Annotated in this window: 18 protein-coding genes; 7 read left to right on the top strand and 11 right to left on the bottom strand. The window is 48.1% G+C overall.

Going from position 1 to position 19,262, the window contains the following annotated elements; translation table 11 throughout:
• Positions 1 to 17 precede the first annotated feature (17 nt).
• Both ACLHG7_RS04855 and ACLHG7_RS04850 read left to right on the top strand, forming a co-directional pair.
• Positions 18 to 680, top strand: a complete 663-nt coding sequence (locus tag ACLHG7_RS04855; RefSeq protein ID WP_410209910.1) for a response regulator — start codon at positions 18 to 20, stop codon at positions 678 to 680.
• Positions 656 to 2,014, top strand: coding sequence for an ATP-binding protein (locus tag ACLHG7_RS04850; RefSeq protein ID WP_410209909.1), 1,359 nt, complete (start codon positions 656 to 658; stop codon positions 2,012 to 2,014). Before ACLHG7_RS04855 ends, ACLHG7_RS04850 begins: the two co-directional genes overlap by 25 nt.
• A gap of 32 nt (positions 2,015 to 2,046) precedes the next feature.
• Here the strand turns inward: ACLHG7_RS04850 and ACLHG7_RS04845 are convergent, their stop codons facing one another.
• From ACLHG7_RS04845 to ACLHG7_RS04825, 5 genes are all read right to left on the bottom strand, one after another.
• Positions 2,047 to 3,516: a metallophosphoesterase family protein gene (locus ACLHG7_RS04845; RefSeq protein WP_410209908.1), complete on the bottom strand. Its 1,470-nt coding sequence runs from the start codon at positions 3,514 to 3,516 to the stop codon at positions 2,047 to 2,049.
• A 33-nt stretch (positions 3,517 to 3,549) separates the two neighbouring features.
• The gene (locus tag ACLHG7_RS04840; RefSeq protein ID WP_410209907.1) at positions 3,550 to 4,236 is read right to left on the bottom strand and encodes an energy transducer TonB; all 687 of its coding nucleotides are present in this window, start codon (positions 4,234 to 4,236) and stop codon (positions 3,550 to 3,552) included.
• Positions 4,233 to 4,634, bottom strand: a complete 402-nt coding sequence (locus ACLHG7_RS04835) for an ExbD/TolR family protein (RefSeq protein ID WP_114900250.1) — start codon at positions 4,632 to 4,634, stop codon at positions 4,233 to 4,235. Before ACLHG7_RS04835 ends, ACLHG7_RS04840 begins: the two co-directional genes overlap by 4 nt.
• 2 nt (positions 4,635 to 4,636) lie before the next feature.
• Positions 4,637 to 5,323 (bottom strand): MotA/TolQ/ExbB proton channel family protein, encoded by a 687-nt coding sequence (locus ACLHG7_RS04830; protein WP_410209906.1) that lies wholly within the window; start codon positions 5,321 to 5,323, stop codon positions 4,637 to 4,639.
• Between the two features lie 118 nt (positions 5,324 to 5,441).
• Positions 5,442 to 7,700 carry a TonB-dependent receptor gene (locus ACLHG7_RS04825; RefSeq protein ID WP_410209905.1) on the bottom strand — a complete coding sequence of 753 codons (2,259 nt, stop codon included), beginning with the start codon at positions 7,698 to 7,700 and terminating at the stop codon, positions 5,442 to 5,444.
• 477 nt (positions 7,701 to 8,177) lie between these two features.
• Between ACLHG7_RS04825 and ACLHG7_RS04820 the strand changes: the two genes are divergently transcribed.
• Positions 8,178 to 8,630: an SRPBCC family protein gene (locus ACLHG7_RS04820; protein WP_410209904.1), complete on the top strand. Its 453-nt coding sequence runs from the start codon at positions 8,178 to 8,180 to the stop codon at positions 8,628 to 8,630.
• Positions 8,631 to 9,268: 638 nt separating this feature from the next.
• On the top strand, positions 9,269 to 10,264 hold the full coding sequence (locus ACLHG7_RS04815) for a putative solute-binding protein (RefSeq protein WP_410210387.1): 996 nt from the start codon (positions 9,269 to 9,271) through the stop codon (positions 10,262 to 10,264).
• A gap of 45 nt (positions 10,265 to 10,309) precedes the next feature.
• On the opposite strand, the gene ACLHG7_RS04810 is transcribed toward ACLHG7_RS04815, so the two are convergent.
• The 4 genes from ACLHG7_RS04810 to ACLHG7_RS04795 are packed head-to-tail and all read right to left on the bottom strand — an operon-like array spanning position 10,310 to position 14,112.
• Positions 10,310 to 11,212, bottom strand: a complete 903-nt coding sequence (locus ACLHG7_RS04810) for an alpha/beta hydrolase (RefSeq protein ID WP_410209903.1) — start codon at positions 11,210 to 11,212, stop codon at positions 10,310 to 10,312.
• 26 nt (positions 11,213 to 11,238) lie between these two features.
• Entirely contained in the window at positions 11,239 to 12,087 is an 849-nt protein-coding gene (locus tag ACLHG7_RS04805; protein WP_410209902.1) for an SDR family oxidoreductase, read from the bottom strand.
• A gap of 57 nt (positions 12,088 to 12,144) precedes the next feature.
• Positions 12,145 to 12,561: an SRPBCC family protein gene (locus tag ACLHG7_RS04800; protein WP_410209901.1), complete on the bottom strand. Its 417-nt coding sequence runs from the start codon at positions 12,559 to 12,561 to the stop codon at positions 12,145 to 12,147.
• A 54-nt stretch (positions 12,562 to 12,615) separates the two neighbouring features.
• The gene (locus tag ACLHG7_RS04795; protein WP_410209900.1) at positions 12,616 to 14,112 is read right to left on the bottom strand and encodes a flavin-containing monooxygenase; all 1,497 of its coding nucleotides are present in this window, start codon (positions 14,110 to 14,112) and stop codon (positions 12,616 to 12,618) included.
• A gap of 206 nt (positions 14,113 to 14,318) precedes the next feature.
• Here ACLHG7_RS04795 and ACLHG7_RS04790 point away from each other — a divergent pair, with 206 nt between their 5' ends.
• Positions 14,319 to 14,951: a TetR/AcrR family transcriptional regulator gene (locus tag ACLHG7_RS04790; RefSeq protein WP_410209899.1), complete on the top strand. Its 633-nt coding sequence runs from the start codon at positions 14,319 to 14,321 to the stop codon at positions 14,949 to 14,951.
• Positions 14,952 to 15,062: 111 nt separating this feature from the next.
• Positions 15,063 to 16,103, top strand: coding sequence for an SDR family oxidoreductase (locus ACLHG7_RS04785; protein ID WP_410209898.1), 1,041 nt, complete (start codon positions 15,063 to 15,065; stop codon positions 16,101 to 16,103).
• 70 nt (positions 16,104 to 16,173) lie between these two features.
• Here the strand turns inward: ACLHG7_RS04785 and ACLHG7_RS04780 are convergent, their stop codons facing one another.
• Complete coding sequence (locus ACLHG7_RS04780) at positions 16,174 to 17,271, bottom strand: fatty acid desaturase family protein (protein WP_410209897.1); 1,098 nt, start codon at positions 17,269 to 17,271, stop codon at positions 16,174 to 16,176.
• Positions 17,272 to 17,330: 59 nt separating this feature from the next.
• Entirely contained in the window at positions 17,331 to 18,443 is a 1,113-nt protein-coding gene (locus tag ACLHG7_RS04775) for a ferredoxin reductase (protein ID WP_410209896.1), read from the bottom strand.
• 116 nt (positions 18,444 to 18,559) lie between these two features.
• Between ACLHG7_RS04775 and ACLHG7_RS04770 the strand changes: the two genes are divergently transcribed.
• Complete coding sequence (locus ACLHG7_RS04770; protein ID WP_410209895.1) at positions 18,560 to 19,240, top strand: TetR family transcriptional regulator; 681 nt, start codon at positions 18,560 to 18,562, stop codon at positions 19,238 to 19,240.
• Positions 19,241 to 19,262 lie beyond the last annotated feature (22 nt).

Genomic DNA, 19,262 nt, shown 5'->3' with positions numbered 1-19,262 from the left:
TAACGGAAGGCAAAATCATGCGCGTACTGCTCGTCGAAGATGACAAGATGATTGGCGATGCCATTGAGCAATCACTCAAAGATGCCACCTATGCCGTGGACTGGGTGCGTGATGGACAAGCTGCCTTGGCAAGCTTGGGCTGCCAACACTACGATGTTGTACTCCTCGACTTAGGTTTGCCCAAAAAAGATGGCCTAACCGTGCTGCGGAGTATCCGTACTGCGGGCAATGATGTTTCTGTACTCATCATTACCGCACGCGATGCCGTGGAAGATCGGATACTGGGTCTGGATGCTGGTGCAGATGACTATTTGCTCAAGAGTTTTGAGATGGCCGAACTCTTGGCACGTATGCGTGCCGTGATCCGCCGTAAAGGGGGCCTCGCAGCACCCGTGCTCACCAATGGGGTCATCACTTTAGATCCTTCTACTCATGAAGCCCAGATCCATGGCGAAACGACACGTCTATCCAAGCGCGAGTTTTCCTTGCTGCATGCCTTGATGATCCGCCCTGGTGCAATCTTATCGCGTGCCGATATCGAAGATCGCATTTATGGCTGGAATGAAGAGGTGGAAAGCAATGCGGTGGAATTTTTAATCCATGCGCTGCGCAAAAAACTCGGCAGTGATGCCATCAAAAATGTCAGAGGTGTCGGATGGATGGTGCCCCAAGAAAAATAAGGCAGTCGCTGCAATTCAAGCTGTCGATGCGCTTGTCGGTGGTCATTCTCCTGACCGCCCTCATCGCGGGTGTCCTGTCTTTTGTTTCCGCCTTTCGGGAAGCTAACGAACTGCAGGACGATCAGCTTAAACAAGTTGCCGCACTGATCAATCATCACCACTTCACACTGTCGATCAACGACTCGCAAGATGGTGTACCCGATATTGACCCTGAATCCCGCGTGGTTGTTCAGGTCGTGCCCACCCAGAAAATCAAACAATCCTTAGACCGAGGCGCACTCGCCCTGCCACTCAATCTGCCGGATGGACTGCAAACCATTTCCGCCAATGATGAGACATGGCGCATCTTTGTCAAAAAACTGGATACAGGGGTACGCGTTGCGGTCGGTCAGCAGACCATCGTGCGTGATGAAGTCGCTCAAGATAGCGCGATACGCACTCTCCTTCCTCTTATTATCCTGATTCCGATCTTGGTACTACTGGTTGCCGATCTAATCTTTCAGATGTTTAAACCGCTCAAGAAGCTGGCACTCAATATCGAAGAACGCTCCGATGATGATCTGGATGCCGTAAGTGAGCATAACCTGCCTTCGGAAATACGACCTTTTGTCGTCGCTATTAATCGCTTATTTGGCCGTGTTGCAGAATCAGTCGCCACCCAGCGCCGCTTCCTCGCCGATGCAGCGCACGAAATGCGTACCCCACTCATGGCACTCTCTCTACAAACGGAACGCTTAAGTGTCAGTGACATGCCTGAGCAAGCGCGTAAACGTTTAGCGACCCTCCGCACAGGTTTACAGCGTGCCAAAGTTTTGTTAGATCAAATGCTTGTTCTGGCTCGTGTACAGGAATCCGTCAGTGGGCAGGCTAAAGAGATCTCTATGCAGCAGATCTTTCGCCAGATTTTCGAGGAACTACTACCACTAGCAGAAGCTAAAGATATTGATCTTGGTGTCATTGGCGATGCAGATGCCAAAATCCTGACCTCGGAACTCGACCTACAAATCTTGCTGAAAAATCTGGTGGAAAATGCAATCAAATATACCCAAATCGGAGGCACGGTCGATCTGTCTGTACATAGCCAGTCTGACCGGGTTTTACTCACCATTGAAGATAATGGCCCGGGGATTCCACAAGATGAATTAAGCCGGGTGTTTGATCCGTTTTATCGCGTACTGGGTAATGACGAAATCGGCTCTGGACTGGGTCTTTCCATCGTCAAAACCATTGCTACCCGTATCGGCGCAACCATTCATCTGGAGTCCTCAGACGGTCAAGATGGGCGTCCGACAGGGCTCGCCGTCATGGTCAGCTTTCCCAAACAATCTACCTAATCGGCAGATTGCGTAAGCGTGGAGCATTCTCTTTATTTCACCTGCGCCACATCACAGACAGAGTTCTTGCCATCAATATGGCAGGTATTCACTTGTTTGCCATGGCGATCCCAAACCTTGACCAGCCATTGGTTATTATCGGTGCTGGTGCGTTCCATGGTCATAAAACCAAAGCCACTGACCCATGAACTAAAGTGATCAACCACGGCACCGACTGCTGGCGTTGCACCAACAGGCAGAGTTTCGGGTAGTGGCACCACATCCTCCTCCGTCCCCGAAAAGCCCGCGATAAACTGAGTCGGATGTGGGGTCGAAAAACTCACCTCTTGCCACAAATGCACATGCCCCGACAACATCGCATTGACACGCGGTGGCAGAAGCAAAGGATTGATGGCGGACAATACCGATTGCAAGCCCTGATTGCCAGGCATCAGCGTAATATTGCCTTGTTTATCTTTCTTGGCAGTGAAGCCCAAAATCGGGTGATGGTTGACACCAATGTTATATGCCGCACCTTGCGACAGGGTTTCCATCTGATGATACATATCACGATACTTGATCTCACGGATATCACCGGTGAGGACCGGTTTGCCTGCGGTATTGGCCGTATCCAGCATGATCAATTGCGCATTACCGCCAATTGGCACTGCATAAGGATCGCTATAATCACCGCTGTCATCGTTCGCTGCGTTATTACAATCGCGCCCCACTTGGAGTGGACGGGGGTCGATAAAGCGCCACCAGCCCTGTCCAGCTCGTGTACACGACTCGTGATTGCCACGCGCCATCGCCCACGGCGCGGCTTGCATCAGCACGCGACCCGGGGTGAAAAAGTCAGCATTCCATGCATCCCACCCATAGCCCCACGGACTGCCTGCACAGCCGACATTACCTTCTGGGCATGGCGTTTCACGGTAGAGCAAGTCTCCGACATGAATAACGAGGTCAGGATGTTGTGCCGCAGCTTGTGCCGCCACTTGGGCAAATGGATACTGCTCTGGATTATTACAAGCCTGATACGCATGATCAGATTTTTTGATGCGGCAGCCAGTATCGCCAATCACCACAATCCGCTTCACCAACGCCTTGGGCAATGGTAATGCTTGACCGCTGATACTGGCCACGACTGTCCCTGCTGGGATAGCTTTCTCACAAGTCAAGATTGGAAAAGCAGAGGGTTTGGACACTTCAGGATCGGAGATCGTGGGGCGCTGTGGAATAATTTCAGGCTTGACGCGCACATCCATGTGTAGAGTTTGCCCATCTACCTGCAGTACCGGACATTGATCGGCTTGGGTCATTGCCCGTGCAATCGGCTGACCTTGGGGTCCCAAAATCACCAATGTATTGACCACTGTAGATGCATTGGGTGCCAGATGCTGGCTGGCGGTTGGCACGGCCCCACAACCAAGCAAGGTCAGTGATAACGCTGTCGGCAACATCAGCACAGTTGTCGATGCTTTGATGACCATGGATAACGACTTCGGCATCAATGTGTTCATGCATGATTCCTTGCATTCAATGATTGGATTTAGCTACTGACAATTTAAATCAACCCACGTCTGATAGTTACGCAAGCTGCCCTTCATCTCTGCTGGCGGCTCAGGAATGCGCGCATCCAGCACGGCATGACGTGCGGCTTCATCAATCGCAGTCACATGACTACCGACCAGAATCCGAATACTGCTGGGATCGGTATTACTCAAACTGAAAGCAACCCGGACACGACCACTGAATTGCACGCCATCTGGACAGTGCGTTGCGGCTTGCACGGCTGCCAGCAGTTTTGCCGCATAACTATTCACCACATGCGGATCCACTTCGCTTTTCACCACGGGGGGTGTCACAGGTACAGAAGGTGTCGGTTCAGTTGCTGCGGTTGGTGTTGCAACCGGAGTCGGTAGTGCTTTCTCTTCTGCAGGGACTGGTTTGGGCGGCATCGGCTGAATAGGCTTAGGCTCAATCTTTTGCTTCACCAGTTTCGGCGGATCAAATGGCTTAGGTTTGGGTTTCGGTGGCTCGACTTTAGGTTTCACCTCAGGTTTAACTTCGGGTTTCACCTCAGGAGTGCTCTCCGTCAACGTGATCATCGCCTCCGACTTCACGTGCTCATAGCTGACATGATTGACACCATAAATCACCAACGCCGCGATGAGTACGAACTCAATCAACAGCGCAAAGCCAAACGCCTGCACAGACGGATTTTTGAAATCAACCTTCATGGTGCTGGCGCCGCATGGCTGGCGGATAGCGCCACTTCGGTTGCTCCACCCTGCTTCACCGCATCAATCACACTCATCACGGTTTGCAGTGATGCATTCTGATCACCCGCAATGGTGACCACGGTTTTTTTACTGTCACGGCTCTTCAACAATGCAGTCAGTTGCGGCAAGGTCATCGTATGATTTTCAACCACGACATCCTGATCCAGTGTGATCTCTACCAACAGTTTCGTTGGCGGAATCGTGACGGCTGTTGAACTGGTCGGCAGCTTAGTCAGATGTCCAGATGTTGGGATCATCTTCAGCGTCATCATGGCAAAAAAAACAAGCAAAAACAGCATAATGTCGATCATCGGGATGATCTCAATCCGTGCTTTTTTAGTTTCAAGATAACGCATCTTTAGATTCCTACTTGCACAGGCTGACCATTTGAAGCGACACGAGAATCAGTCACCGTCAATTTGACAGGCGCTTGCTTCAACTGCTCATGACGATTCACCAACATGATTTTGATCGTTTCAAGCTGATGCAGCACAATCCGTACACGCGTATGCAGCGCATTAAAAAACACCAAACCAATGATCGCAATAAATAAACCGGATGCCGTTGCAATCAAGGCTTCTGCAATGCCGCCAGTGATTTCTGGCGTACCGTTTTGGATATCGCCCATGACACTAAACGCATTAAACATGCCAATAATCGTGCCAAACAATCCCAGTAAAGGCGCAAGCGTGATCACCGTATCCAGTACCCAAAGTGACTTATCCAATGTCGGTACTTCATGCATCAGCGCTTCTTCCAAATGATCACCCAACACTTGAGAGCTCACATTGGCAGGCTCATGACTGAGCACATTTAATAAACGCGCCTGAGGAAGCTGCTTAAGCTTGGTCGGCAAATCATGTAATTGCTGGGAGCTAGAGTTGCTTTTCAAGAGCGCGATGATTTTCTCGCCGCCTTGCAGCATAGAAGATAAATAACGCGTCCGTTCGATGATGACGGTCAGGGCCACAAGCAGTAGGACGACCATGAGATACAGTGTGCCACCGGAATCATTCGCCAATTGGATGAGATGAGAGATATGCATAAGATCACTTTTCGGCACGAGGCCTGGTTAAAAATAAAAAGAGAGGAGCGCGCTAAAAAACGCGACTCCTCTGAGGAGAAACTAACGGGTATCCACAATTCCAATGTCCAAAAACGACTTAGAAATTCTGGGTTACAGTGAAGGTGAAGCTACGTGGCGCGGTCACAGTCAACTGATCATCAGGTGATGCTGTAAATGCACTGGTCTTGGTGGGTGCCGTGGCTGGAGATACACCCACGACATTCTGCTGGCTGAACAAGTTATTGACCGCAAACTGGAACTTGGTCGATAGCGATGGATGAGCAGAACCCCATGGCATGGTGTAGTTCGCAGTGACATTAGCTACGTTATAGGACTGGATCTTGACCGCCTCTGGAATAGCGCCATTTTGATTCCACATAGAACCAATGCGTTTATCCGTGATACCGACATTCCAGTTGCCTTGGGTATAATTAATACCTAATGCCTCTGTATCAGTTGGTGTTTTTTCCGCCGACTGGTTTTTCAGTAAGCCACTGTTGTACTTGTTGGTACCATAGGTGGCGTTCAAGTAGAGGCTGATCCCATTTCCTAGAAGGATATTACTTTCTGCTTCAACCCCTTGTGCAGTCGATGAACCCGCTGAATAGTAGTTGGTCTCACCAGACTTTGGATCAAAAGAAGAGGTGTAAGCATTGTCAAAGTTGATATGGTAGATATCCAGATCAAAGGTATAACGATCTGATTTCCAAACCGTACCAATCTGAGCAGTTTTGCTTAAGGTCGGTTTTGGATTAGTCTGGACTTTCGAGCCAGTCACATCGAATACACTGGATAGCGGAATAATGTCGCCATAGGCATACTGAGCATACACTGACCAGTTTTTGTCCAGCAGATAGTGCACGTCAATCGACGGCTGCCAATCGCTATAGGTCGCTGAAGTTTTGATATGCGGCAGACCACCCAAGTTGCCTTGAATCTTGCCCGGATACTGGGTGAAATCCTGATCGTAATGTGCATATTTCACACCCGGAGTGACTTTCAAAGCATCCGTGACATTGAATGCGTATTCCACATACGGTTGTAGAATTTTGGTGGTAAAGGCCTGATCAAATTTCTGTGGGAATGTATCTACCAGCGTCACAGGATTCGATGGAATCTGATGGCGGTTGGTATCGGCCTGTTCTGCCCACATCCCGAGACGTAATGTGCCATAGCGTGAATCTTGGCTAATACGCAGGATATCGCCAAAGGTGTGGTAAGCGTTTAATTTGTCAATCGCGCTGGTTGGACCAATCGCGTTTTTAGTACCGGGCAAGGCACTGTCATAGTACTGCGTATTATGATAATCATAGCCATACAGTTTGTTGTCCAGCTTCCAGCCCGCACCCAAATCAGAGACCAAACCTAAATATTCAAAGTCCGTATGAACGCGGTAGAAGTTATAACCGACATAGTTCGGCTGACTAGGATCATCTACGAGATAGTAGTTATCGCCAAACTTATCCAACTGCGAGCGTGTGGGTGAACCATTTGCGGTATTGGCTTTGACTTCCTCAGTTGTACCAAACAAGGTTAGAATGGTGTTTTCAGTCAACGCATATTGGTACTTTGCTGCTAGATTCTGACGTTGCTGATCGTTCAATGTCTCATAGCCATTTGAGTTCATCTGACTAGCATTGATCATCAGGTTAGATGAGCCATCCGGACCAAAGTTACCCGTATCGACTTTCGCACCAAACAAACGCGTATTCCATGTGCCATAAGACGCCGTGACGCTGCCACTTGGATCAGGCGTCAAATCGTTAGACAGTAAATTGATTGAACCGCCAAAGTTGGCAGGTCCAAGTGTGGATGCACGACCTGGACTACGATCAACGACTGCACCGCCGATAATCTGACCGGGAAAGAAAACCCATGAGTGATGTGTCGGCGAGTTGGTATCCTGAAATGGGATTCCATCATAGGTCATCGAATAATTGCCGTCAGAAAAACCACGGAAGAAGGTACTGGACTGACCCAATCCCGGACCATTGGGGCTAAAACTAAAGGTTCCTGGTGTCATCTGAATCACTTGCGCAAAATCAGCGTTTGGCGTCAGCATGTTTTGGATATAAGAAGTACTGACCGCAGACTGTGCAGATGCCGCTTCCAGTGAACCTTGTGAAATGGCTGCTTTAGCCGCGGCAGGCAAGTCTTTTTGTTTATCGACTTGCGTCTTGCTTAAGCGGTCTGTATTGCTCGGTTGTGCAGCACGTGTTGCACTCACCGTCCCCAGATCAATCACATCTTCTGCAAATGCACTGCTACTCATCGCTGCACATACACAATAGGTCAAAATGGACAATGCAAATCCATTCGAAACCTTGCCACCCCGTAAATCATTCAAAATTTTCATCAGTTCAAACCTTATAGTCGATCATTCGAAGACGTGTTGCTAAGGTGGTCAAACTACAGCCGAAATATGACATTCAAATGACATGTTTAAAATTAAATTCAATGAATTTAAATACTTAGCCGAAACTTAGCAAACAACTAATCGGTAGATGTAAACAATGGTTTTTAAAGGGTTCTTGAGCAGGAATTTCAAATAGAATGGAACGTAAATAGGCTGTTTTACTGTAAAATCATAGGCACAGCAGTAAGATTTCTTTTAAAAATAATATATGAAAACAATAATTTATATTTAATTAAATAATCAATATGACAAATAAAAATAGATTTTTAACCCATACATGTATGAGTTATTCATAAGTAAAACCCCACTTCACTGTGGAATTATGCTCAAATACATCATAAGTTCCTTTATGATACTAACTATATTACAACCCTTAACTGTTTTTAGTTCCGTTTTTTAACTTGTCGAGTCTTCATCATGTCAGTGACTTCCCGGGCTACACTCTACATGCCGTTTTCAACAGCTCGTGTTTTTGATGCGATGACTGATCCCTCTACTTACGAAAAGCTCCCCCTCGTAGACCAAACGTCAGTCGTGCTCGCCGCACCAGATGGATCATCCAATGGCATTGGTGCTATCCGTGAATTGCATATCAAAGGCATGGTGATTCAAGAGCAGATTACGGGACTTGAGATCAATCAGCGCATGGACTATCTCTTTATTCTCTGGCCACTTCCCCTCATTAATCTGGGTGGTAGCATGATCTTTACGCCCTACAAGCAAGGCACTTTCGTAGAGTGGGTATCGACGATTGACAGTAACCAACCTCTGATTAAAAAGGCCCTGCCGCTCATCAAACTACAATCGGATCTGGGTCTTAAATTTATGCTATATCAGTTTAAGAGAATCATTGCGGCGCAAGTCAGTTAATTGGAAAAACTCACCAACAACAGATCAAAACACCTCAAAAAAGCCTGCGATAAGAGCAGGCATTTTTACATCATTTTTTTGCTTTCTTGGTCGTGAGCAATTGCTCAAAGTGCAACTTATGCCAGTGTGTGAGATCACTTTTTTTCTTATTCGCACTGTTTAAATGAGATGGTGTGATTGACGTTGATTGTTGCTCATTTTCTTCACCTCAAGACTATGTAAAAAAGATGACGATATCGCATGATTCAAACAACGCGAAAAAAAGCCCCGCTGTGAGGGGCCGCTGAATCAGCTAAATCGAATTACCATACGTAGAGGTGTATGGCTTTACGATTTAAGCAGGTGTTTATGAATAACGTATGACAAGACTTTGGATTTTTAAGCGGGTGTTAAACTTCCAAAATAAAGCCTATTGGAATTTGATTAGCAAAGAAGAATATCCCCTTAAGCCATAGCTTTTGGTCTGAAAGTTATCAATAAATTTTACAATCTGATGCATCGGCACAAAATTTTGGGTAACATCACGCCCATGCATTGAGCAACAACCTGCAACATGCCATGGCTATCCCCTTGAAAATGGAACTCGACAGGGGCAAAACCATCGTAAAACAAAACGATAAAAAATAAGTAATAGGGATATTCAAAATATGAAAGCAAAAGTGATTTTTGCCGTAACGACAGTCGTTGCCGCAAGTTCTGTACACGCTCAAACTCTATGCGTATTTGACCTGTTAGGTGCACAAGGCGATAGCTATGCACTCATGAAAGACTATGCCCTTGCAGCCAAGCAATGGGGCGCCAACATTACTTTGAAACCTTACCCTGATGAACGACTTGCCGTTGAAGACTTCAAGGCCGGACAGTGCGATGCGGTATCCTTGACAGGCATCCGTGTCCACCCCTTTAACAGTTTCGTCGCCTCAATTGATGCCATTGGCAGCGTACCGAACAACACCGCAGCAAAAACGATTTTAACGCTAATGGCAAATCCTAAACTTGCCCCCGATATGGTCTATAAGAACTATGAAGTTGCAGGTGTAACGTCATACGGTCCTGCTTATATTATGATTCGAGACCGTAAAATTAATTCCCTCATGAAAGCTACCGGAATCAAGTTTGGCGTGTATGACTACGATAAAGCGGAAGCCCTCATGGTTGAAAAGATGGGGGGACAGCCCGTTGCCAGTGATTTAATGAATATTGGCGGTAAGTTTAACAATGGACAGATTGATGCATTGGGCATGCCTGCCATTGGATTCCGGCCCTTGGAACTGGCTAAAGGACTCGGGACTAAAGGGGGTATATTCCGCTTCCCTGTGGTTCATGTCACATACGACATTATCATTCAAAAAAATAAATTTCCTGACGGCTATGGTCAAAACAGTCGAAATTGGGTCGTGGGACTGATTGGTCGCACCTTTGAGACAACCAACAAAATCGAAAAGAGTATTGACCCTAAATATTGGGAAGAACTCCCGGCCAACGATAAACTCGGCTACATCAAATTGATGCGTGAGGCTCGCATCAGTCTGACCAATCAAGGTTTTTACGATAAGAAAATGATGGGGCTACTTAAAAAAGTACGCTGTGCCTTGGACCCAAGCAGCTTTGAATGTTCTTTGGCGGGAGAGTAAGTACGCTCAAGCACTTACTGATTGATGATGATCCTAGAGGCCTCATCACCCTCCCATATATTGCTTAACAAACACTGCGATCTGATCCACTGCACGATCAGCAACAGGTAAAATTGCATTAAACATTTGAAAGTTATGCCACATACCATTAAAAATCTGGCAATCCACATAGACCCCCGATATCCCTGCATACTCAGCCAGACGCAGGGCATCATCCAGCAATATCTCCTCACTACCCGCCTGAATCAGTAAAGGTGGGAGTCCATAGAGATCGGCAAAAAGTGGCGAGATACGAGGATCACATGTCGCAATCGAATCGCGATAGCCATCTGACCCTCGCTGCAAGGCATATTTGGTCAACATCGGATCGCGTTTTTTTAAAGTCGTGATGGACCGTGCGCTCAGCGTCATATCCACATATGGTGAAATCATGAACAGCGCGGCAGGCAACGCCAAACCTTGATCACGGAGATTCACGGCAAGACTCAGTATGTGTGCACAGCCTGCTGAGTCACCACCTAACACGATATGCTGCGGTTTATACCCCAAAGTAAGCAATGCACGATACGCCGCCACCCCATCATCCAGTGCGGCAGGATAAGGATGCTCAGGAGCCAGTCGGTACTCCAGCATATAAACGACCGCTTGTGCACGTGCCGCTAGCTCTGCCCCTAAGGCACGATGGGTCTTTGCCGAACCGGTAAAAAAAGCACCACCATGGAAGTGAAGAATAACTTTGTTTGTTCTTTTCTCTGGACTGAGACGTTCGGCGCGGACACCACCTAGGGTCACGGATTCCACTTGCACATCACTACGAACCTTAAACAATTGCGCACTGTGCTCCATTCCACTTCTTAATACCGTAACAGGAAGTGGTAAAAGACTAGGCAACTTAAAAGAAAGTCGTAAGCCTGCTTTGATGGCTTGAAGTGCAAGATTGTTTTTCATACGGTTCTTCTTAGTAGTAGTAAGCTTTATTTTTTGACCGCAAGCTTGGCTATACGCTGCTCATAACCCGCATGCGCTTTATGATCCAAGTTGGTCAGGATTCGATTGTCCCCCAGTATACGACGACCACGTTCCTGCAACCAGCTGGGTACTAACCCATAAAGTGCATGGGCCGTCTGCAAATAGTCCGGTACCGCGACCATCAAGCGGGGTTGACGGACAGCATTCACCACAGCTTGTGCAACCTCTTGCGGACTCACTGCTGGGATACCGCGACCCGCATCATCTGTGCCAGAGGCTAACTCCGTGGTCACTTTAGAGGGCATGATGATGGTGAAATTCACCCCCGAACCACGATTCTCTGCAGCGACAGCTTCAGTCATCCCAACTACTGCAAATTTTGTTCCCGTATACACTGCGGCACCAGGAATCGCAAAACGCCCAGCCAGAGAGGCGATATTAACGATATGCCCGCGATGACGCGTCAGCATCCCCGGTAACGCCAGTTGCATCCCATAGAACACGCCGCGAAAGTTGATGTCGATCTGCGCCTCGGCAAGCGCTGGATCTTCATCGGTAAACGCACCCATCGGCATAATACCCGCGTTGTTCACCAATACATCGATCGGTCCCAATGCAGTCTCTGTAGCATCCAAAAATGCGACAAAAGACTCGCGGTTACGCACATCCAGCCGTGCAGCAAAAATGCCGAGACGCTGAGCTTCTTTCTCAGCCAGCGCAACATCGATATCCCCGATACTGACTTTTGCACCCGCAGCAAGCATAGCTTCCGTGATCGCAAGTCCAATCCCGCGCGCGCCGCCCGTAACGGCAACCACGGCCCCTTTCAGATTCAATGCCTTAGTGCGTGCCATATCAGTTTCCTTAGAATTTATAATGTTATTAAAAAACCTACCATTGATTACTAGCTCTTACTTCAACCGTTTTAAACCCAGTGTTAAACCCAGTTTCAGAACTTGCTGAACGGCCGCACCCACGAACGGCAGCGATGAATCATATTTAATCCGCCAGACCACCTGTGAACCCGAAGCGGTTTGATCAAAAACCAATGCCCCGATATGATTTTTGAGTGGAGCGCCGCCGCGACTAATCCGATAATCTATCGAACGATTCGGCTCAACCGCCACTACCGTTTCTTCAACCGTGAAAGGCCAAAGTCCCATACGACGTACCGAGCCAGCACCATTGATCTCGTCATTGCCATTGATCACACGTTTAACCGGAATACCCAGTACCCGCCCTAGCTGATTGTGGTCGGACAAGGTTTGAAAAATCGCTTCAACTGGTTTTTGATAATTTTGAGTCACTTCGACGAAGTACTTTGTCATGGCTTTCTCCAGCATCGTTGGCTGTAAGGATGAATCAATTGAATGAGGATTTATTTACTTGACGTCATAATCCGCAAGCTGGACGTGATGCAATTTATGTTTGATCACAAGTCCATACTCCGGCCAGACAAAATGATTACGACCTGCATCATCTAAATAATAACTTTTACAGACTTCAGGACGGATCGGCATCCGTTCGAGCAATTTGTCGATACGGGTATTAAAGTCATCTTGGACGTTTTTTTTGACTTCAATCCGTTTAATCCCCACGTCATGAATCGCCTTAATGGCTTTTGAGATATAGACGGCCTGTTGCTCCGCAGTCCACATGACTGAGCCTTGTACATTATTGGAGTTCGGGCCCAGCATCATGAACATATTGGGAAAGCCGTGGATTGCCATGCCTTGATAGGCACGCGGCTGCCCTTGCCAAACCTCGCTTAGCGTGTGACCGTCTGCGCCTTTAATGATGCGATAAATTGCAGGTTCCGCCACCGCATAACCCGTACCAAATATAATGGTATCCACAGGATATTCACGGCCATTGTCAGCAACCACACCGCTTTCGGTAATGTGTGACAAACCTTGAAAGACCACATGGACATTCGGTTTCGCAAGAGCCGCATACCATTCATTGGAGAACATCGGGCGCTTGCAGCCCAGCGTATGATCAGGAATAAGCTTCTCACGCATCCCAGGATCGGTGATGGAACGACGGATGTTATACAGACCAATGGGGTGTGTTGCTGCACGGAGTACACGCTCGCGCATAAAGATGGGTAGTGATGGCTCCAGTCCCAGTAACGCGGTTTCTCTGACTAATTTTTGTACTACTGGAATCTTTTTGAAAATCTGACTCACCACCTTCGGCATCGCAAAATCAGGCTTAGGTAGCACCCAGGATGGCGTACGCTGAAAGCTAATCAGGGTTTTGACCTTGGGCTGTATTGCAGGTAAAAACTGAATTGCCGAGGCTCCACTACCAATCACTGCAACGCGTTCCCCCGTCAGATCATGTTCATGATTCCACATCCCCGAGTGAAAAATCGTGCCTTTAAAACTGTCTTGACCCGGGAAAGATGGCATTTTAGCTTCGCCGATAAAGCCCGTTGCCGACACCAATATCTTGGCAGAGTACGCATCACCTGCCGTGGTCGTGATCTGCCAGCGCTCGGCTTTGCTATCCCAGTGCGCGTCATTAACTTCAGTGTTTAAACGAATGTGATCGACGATCTCGAACTGATGCGCAACATCTTCCAAATATTTCTGAATCTCCGCCTGCGGCGCATAAGTGCGCGACCAGTTCGGATTAGGCGCAAAACCCAGTGAGTACATTTCACTTGGAACATCACAGCGTAGACCCGGATAATCATTGAGTGCCCATGTGCCACCAATGCGACTCGCCAGATCCAGAATCACGGTATTGGTGATGCCAAGCTCCTTGAGCTTGATACAAGCGCTGAGTCCTGAGGGTCCTGCACCGATGATCAGTACATCCACAGGCTGGGGTGATGTTTTTTTAGGGCGTACCGCTTTACTACTCGCAGTCATGGATTTACTCCGGTGGATCCAATAATCAGTTTCGATCAGGACATCTTGCTGTGCTCAGCAATCAATGTCATTCACGCAAATCACCATAATGTCACTTGATCTGGAACATCAGACCAATTTCGGAACAGTTAATCAGTTTCGGAATGATGTGTCAATTTTATTTAACAAGGGTCGCCATTCCATCTACAATCAGCTATGATTCCCTCATGAACGATACCCCCACCCTCTCTCGAGCCGAACGCAATCGCCTGCAACTGCGCGCGGATATCATCCAAACCGCTTTTGAAGAGTTCTCTGCCAAGGGCTACCACCAGACTGCCATTTCCGATATTGCGAAACGGCTGGGCATCGGACATGGTACGTTTTACCGCCACTTTGAAAATAAACGCGATATCCTTGAACACGTGATCAATGATGTCAGTGCCAAAATCATCAGTGCGCTCTCAGCGGAAAACGCACCCACCGCAGTAGCCACTCTTGAGGGTTATCGCGAGCAAACGGCGCGTATCGCCAAAAGCCTCACCGCCATTTTTGCGGAAAACCCCGGCGTTGCCCGATTGATCCTTTTTGAAGCGACCTCCATTGATGAAGAGATGACCCAGCGCTTGCTCAACCTGTTGGACTGGGGCGGGCGCCTCACGGCAAGCTATATGGAAAATGGCGTAAAGTTAGGCTTTTTCCGTGCTGACCTTGATACTGAAGCGACGGGGCATGCCGTTATTGGGATGATTCTGATGAGCGTTGTGCGATTCTTGAACACGCCGGATGATCGTGAAGCGCAGAAGAAATTTGGTGATGCAATCCAGCGTTTGCTGGTTGATGGCGTTGCACGACGGTAAGGCTTAAAGAACTACCCCTTATATGTCATATAGATGACTCATCTATCGCGTTAAACTGCGGTGACCTACACAAAATTTATAATGCCTTAAACTTATTTTTGGGAATCAAGTATGAGCACCATTTTGGTCACCGGTGGTTCGGGTTTTATCGCCAATCACATATTGATTCGGCTACTCAGTCAGGGACATCAAGTTCGCACCACCGTCAGAAACATCAACCGCGCAGCCGATGTCCGTGCCATGATCCATGAAGGCGGCATCGATCCTAATGAGGGTCTCTTTTTCTTTGTCGCAGATCTTGAACAAGATCAGGGCTGGACAGAAGCCGTGGCAGGCTGTGATTACGTACTGCATGTCGCATCACCTTTTCCTGCTCAGGCCCCTCAAAACGAAGACGATCTGATTATTCCCGCACGCGAGGGCACCCTGCGTGTGCTCCGCGCAGCACGTGATGCCGGTGTCAAACGCGTCGTACTCACCTCGTCTTTCGCAGCGATTGGTTATGGTCATCCCGAGCAGAGCTTGCCGTTTGACGAAACCACATGGACCAATCTAGATAGTCCACATGTCACGGCTTATGCCAAATCAAAGACCATTGCAGAACGAGCGGCTTGGGATTTCATTGCCCAAGAAGGTGGCAACCTTGAACTGTCGGTCATTAATCCAGTCGCCGTATTCGGTCCGGTTTTAAGTGCAGACTACTCATCGTCCATCACTCTGATCTATAACATGCTGACTGGCAAGCTTCCCAGTTGCCCCAAACTCTATTTTGGCAGTGTGGATGTCCGGGATGTGGTGGATTTGCATCTGCATGCCATGACTCACCCCGCGGCAAAAGGAGAGCGCTTTATTGCGGTTGCTGGCAATTTCCTGACGATACGCGAAGTGGCGCGGATGCTTAAATTGGGTTTGGGACATGCCGCAGACAAAGTACCCAGTTCAGAGTCACCCAATTGGCTCGTACGTTTAACAGCGTTGTTTAATCCTACCGTCAAACAAATTTTGCCGGAGCTCGGAAAATTCAAAAATGCCACCAGTCTCAAAGCTCAAGAACGCCTAGGCTGGCAGCCTAGGAGCAGCGAAGTAGCTATCATTGCTTCGGCACAAAGTCTGATCCAACTGGGACTGCTGAAGAAAACCAAACCGAATTAACACCCATTTTATCCACCATAAAGAATACCGCGACTGATCGCGGTATTCTTTATGGCAATGACGCTCTGGCTTAAGCAGCGGTCATATTCGGGAATAATCCCACATGCTTCACTTTCGATGGGAACGCGTGACGCAAAATTCGCCAGCCCACTTGGGCATATTGACGGATAAATGAGCCTTCATTGTAGTGCTGATCATAGCGCTTACAGATGTCTTTGATATCAACCGATAACGACTCATAGCGCCAAGCAGGGATATCAGGGAACAGATGATGCTCAATCTGGTGGCTCAGATTACCCGACAGAATATTAAATATCTTACCACCCGTCAGGTTGGATGATCCCCTAATCTGACGCATATACCAATGTCCGCGGCTTTCATTCCTGAGCACATTTTTTGAGAAAATCTCGACATCCTGAGTAAAGTGACCACAGAAAATAATCGAGAAGGTCCAGACATTACGCATGCCATTAGCCACAAAATTACCGGCAAAGACCGGCAAAAACATCGGCCCAGCCAGCGCAGGGAACACCACATAGTCTTTAAGCAATTGGCGAATCATCTTTTGCTTGGTGGGTTCAAATTCCTCTTTAAACTGATCAACCGAGGTTTTACCCTTGAACAATAATCCCAGTTTCAGCTCTTGCATCGCCACGCCCCACTGGAACAAGAGTGCAAAGATCACCGCATAAATCGGCTGCCCCAAAAAGAACGGTTTCCAGCGCTGCTCAGGGAACAAGCGCAGCACCCCATAGCCCACATCATCATCTACCCCTTTGATATTGGTATAGGTATGGTGCATATAGTTATGAGTTTTACGCCAGTGATCACTGGTGCCGACAATATCCCATTCATAGGTTTTACCATTCAGCGTTGGATCGCCCATCCAGTCATATTGACCATGCATGACATTATGGCCAAGTTCCATATTCTCAAGGATCTTCGACACGCCAAGCACTGCTGTACCTGCGACCCATGCGGGTGGAAAAAAGCTAGCCATCAGGAGCGCGCGACCTGCGGCGTTGCTATAACGCACCGCCTTCACAATCCGACGGATATATTTGGCGTCTTTCTCACCGAGATCTGCCAGCGTGCGGGCACGCAGAGCATCAATCTCTGCGGCGAATTGGACTAGCTCTTCTTCACTTAAATTTCTGCTTAATGACATAATGGATTCGCTCTTCGCCTAATTTTATGATTCAAATGTTGTAATAGTTCATCGCTGGGTTACAGATCCAGTGTGAGGTCAGAACATGCACTACTGACACAGATCCGCACACTGTCGCCCGCCTCGGTATGACGATCTTTCGTCAGGACATGCTCCGTGGTTCCGGCTTGTTTGATACAGGCACAGGTATTACAAATGCCCATGCGGCAACCTGATGCCGGTTTTAATCCTTGCGCCTCTAGCGCAGCAAGCAGCGGCTGGCCCACGGGAACACTGACTGTGCGATTGCTGCGCGTTAACTGGACATTAATGTGTGCACCATCCATCTCTGCCAGTAGTGGTAAGCTAAATGCCTCACCATAAAAACCATGTGCCTGTGCTTCGGTCAATTCTCGAGCCTGCTCAACAAATCCCGCAGGACCACAAGCATAGACAATCTGTTCATCCAGATCGCTGACCAGACTTGCAAATAATTCCGCGTTAATACGTTCATTCAACTCATGCGGTTGAACACGATCTTCCTGGGTTAATGCGTAATGAACACTAAAATTGGGATATGCCTCGGCCAGTTGGTTGAACTCCAGAGTGTTACATAGTTCATCACGTGTCTGCGCCCAATAGACTAAAGTCAGTGACCCTACAGCCCCTTGCGCCGCCCAATGACGCACCAGACTGATAAACGGGGTAATGCCACTACCCGCCGCTAAAAACGTATGCTTCAACTGCTGATCAGAGAGCGTCATGGCACCAAAGGCCTCGCCCACCTCAATCACATCACCGATACTTGCTTGATCAATCAACCAGTTACTCACCTTACCACCCGTCATGCGCTTGACGGTGATGGTGAAGACACCTTCCTGCTTCGGGATAAAACTTGGACTATAACTGCGACTCAACCGTACGCCATTAATCTCAGCCACGATATTGACGTGTTGTCCCGCCAAGAACGTCTGGACATGGCGATTAGGTTTTAGAGTTAGCGTGACGGCGTCTTTTGCCGCCGTTTCTTTCGCGACAATCCGCGCCAATGGACGCTGCCATGACCATGCAGCGTTTAAATGACTCGCCCAAAAATCAAAGGTGGTAGGCGAGAAAACAGACTCAATAACGGATTGGAGCAATGAACTGTTTTGGATGTTCTGATTTTGTTTTGGAATTATCTGTTGATTCAATTTTATCAATCCTCATGCGATTACCAATTATTATACACATGTATAGACAATCGTAAACTAATTTGTTTATTTTATGTTTATAATGTGACATCTCCATGACTCAACCGTAGACATTTATGCTGTCACCTGCACCCGTAGCGACTGATCCATCGACCGCTTTATTGGCAACTCCGGCGACACTGCCGCGTGTGCCACAAGGGCGTAAGGCTGTGATTTCTAGTGATGAATTGATCGCGGCTGCCCTCAAGTTGGTCGGGCCGCACCGCAGTATTTCGACCATTAGTCTGCGCGAAGTCGCACGAGAAGCCGGCATAGCCCCCAATAGTTTCTATCGTCATTTTCGTGATATGGATGAGCTCGCCATCGCACTGATTGAACTGGCGGGTAGTTCTTTACGTAAAATTTTCAGCGAAGCGCGTCAGCACAAATCGCTAGAACCCAGCATCGTACAAATCTCGATTAGGATTTTTATGGATCAACTGCACAGTGGAGATGGTTACTTGCCAATTCTGCTGCGCGAAGGAAAAGCAGGATCTGCGGAGTTTAAAGAGGCGGTTGAACGTCAGTTAGTGTTCTTTGAAGATGAACTACAGCAGGATTTAATCCGCATTGATCAGGCCAATGGCAGCAGCATGTATCAACCTGCACTTGCCGCCCGTGCGATCACACGATTGGTCTTCACCATGGCTTCAGTTGCCATGGATCTACCACCAGTTGAACAAGAAGCACGCATGTCAGAAACCATTGCGATGATACGCATGATTCTAGAAGGCGCACGCGCTTTGGCGAAGAAATAAGTTTCTCCGCCAAAGCGCGTGC

Origin of the sequence: Aquirhabdus sp., assembly GCF_046462495.1 — a bacterium.
In the GTDB taxonomy this organism is placed as follows: domain Bacteria; phylum Pseudomonadota; class Gammaproteobacteria; order Pseudomonadales; family Moraxellaceae; genus Aquirhabdus.
The sequence above is the reverse complement of the archived record's forward strand: the minus strand, read 5'-3'. Positions and strand labels throughout refer to the sequence as shown.

Excerpts from the sequence above, each read along its gene's own strand:
- ACLHG7_RS04855 (WP_410209910.1), top strand. The coding sequence starts at position 18 with ATGCGCGTACTGCTCGTCGAAGATGACAAGATGATTGGCGATGCCATT.
- ACLHG7_RS04850 (WP_410209909.1), top strand. The coding sequence starts at position 656 with ATGGATGGTGCCCCAAGAAAAATAAGGCAGTCGCTGCAATTCAAGCTG.
- ACLHG7_RS04845 (WP_410209908.1), bottom strand. The coding sequence starts at position 3,516 with ATGAACACATTGATGCCGAAGTCGTTATCCATGGTCATCAAAGCATCG.
- ACLHG7_RS04840 (WP_410209907.1), bottom strand. The coding sequence starts at position 4,236 with ATGAAGGTTGATTTCAAAAATCCGTCTGTGCAGGCGTTTGGCTTTGCG.
- ACLHG7_RS04835 (WP_114900250.1), bottom strand. The coding sequence starts at position 4,634 with ATGCGTTATCTTGAAACTAAAAAAGCACGGATTGAGATCATCCCGATG.
- ACLHG7_RS04830 (WP_410209906.1), bottom strand. The coding sequence starts at position 5,323 with ATGCATATCTCTCATCTCATCCAATTGGCGAATGATTCCGGTGGCACA.
- ACLHG7_RS04825 (WP_410209905.1), bottom strand. The coding sequence starts at position 7,700 with ATGAAAATTTTGAATGATTTACGGGGTGGCAAGGTTTCGAATGGATTT.
- ACLHG7_RS04820 (WP_410209904.1), top strand. The coding sequence starts at position 8,178 with ATGTCAGTGACTTCCCGGGCTACACTCTACATGCCGTTTTCAACAGCT.
- ACLHG7_RS04810 (WP_410209903.1), bottom strand. The coding sequence starts at position 11,212 with ATGAAAAACAATCTTGCACTTCAAGCCATCAAAGCAGGCTTACGACTT.
- ACLHG7_RS04805 (WP_410209902.1), bottom strand. The coding sequence starts at position 12,087 with ATGGCACGCACTAAGGCATTGAATCTGAAAGGGGCCGTGGTTGCCGTT.
- ACLHG7_RS04800 (WP_410209901.1), bottom strand. The coding sequence starts at position 12,561 with ATGACAAAGTACTTCGTCGAAGTGACTCAAAATTATCAAAAACCAGTT.
- ACLHG7_RS04795 (WP_410209900.1), bottom strand. The coding sequence starts at position 14,112 with ATGACTGCGAGTAGTAAAGCGGTACGCCCTAAAAAAACATCACCCCAG.
- ACLHG7_RS04790 (WP_410209899.1), top strand. The coding sequence starts at position 14,319 with ATGAACGATACCCCCACCCTCTCTCGAGCCGAACGCAATCGCCTGCAA.
- ACLHG7_RS04785 (WP_410209898.1), top strand. The coding sequence starts at position 15,063 with ATGAGCACCATTTTGGTCACCGGTGGTTCGGGTTTTATCGCCAATCAC.
- ACLHG7_RS04780 (WP_410209897.1), bottom strand. The coding sequence starts at position 17,271 with ATGTCATTAAGCAGAAATTTAAGTGAAGAAGAGCTAGTCCAATTCGCC.
- ACLHG7_RS04770 (WP_410209895.1), top strand. The coding sequence starts at position 18,560 with ATGCTGTCACCTGCACCCGTAGCGACTGATCCATCGACCGCTTTATTG.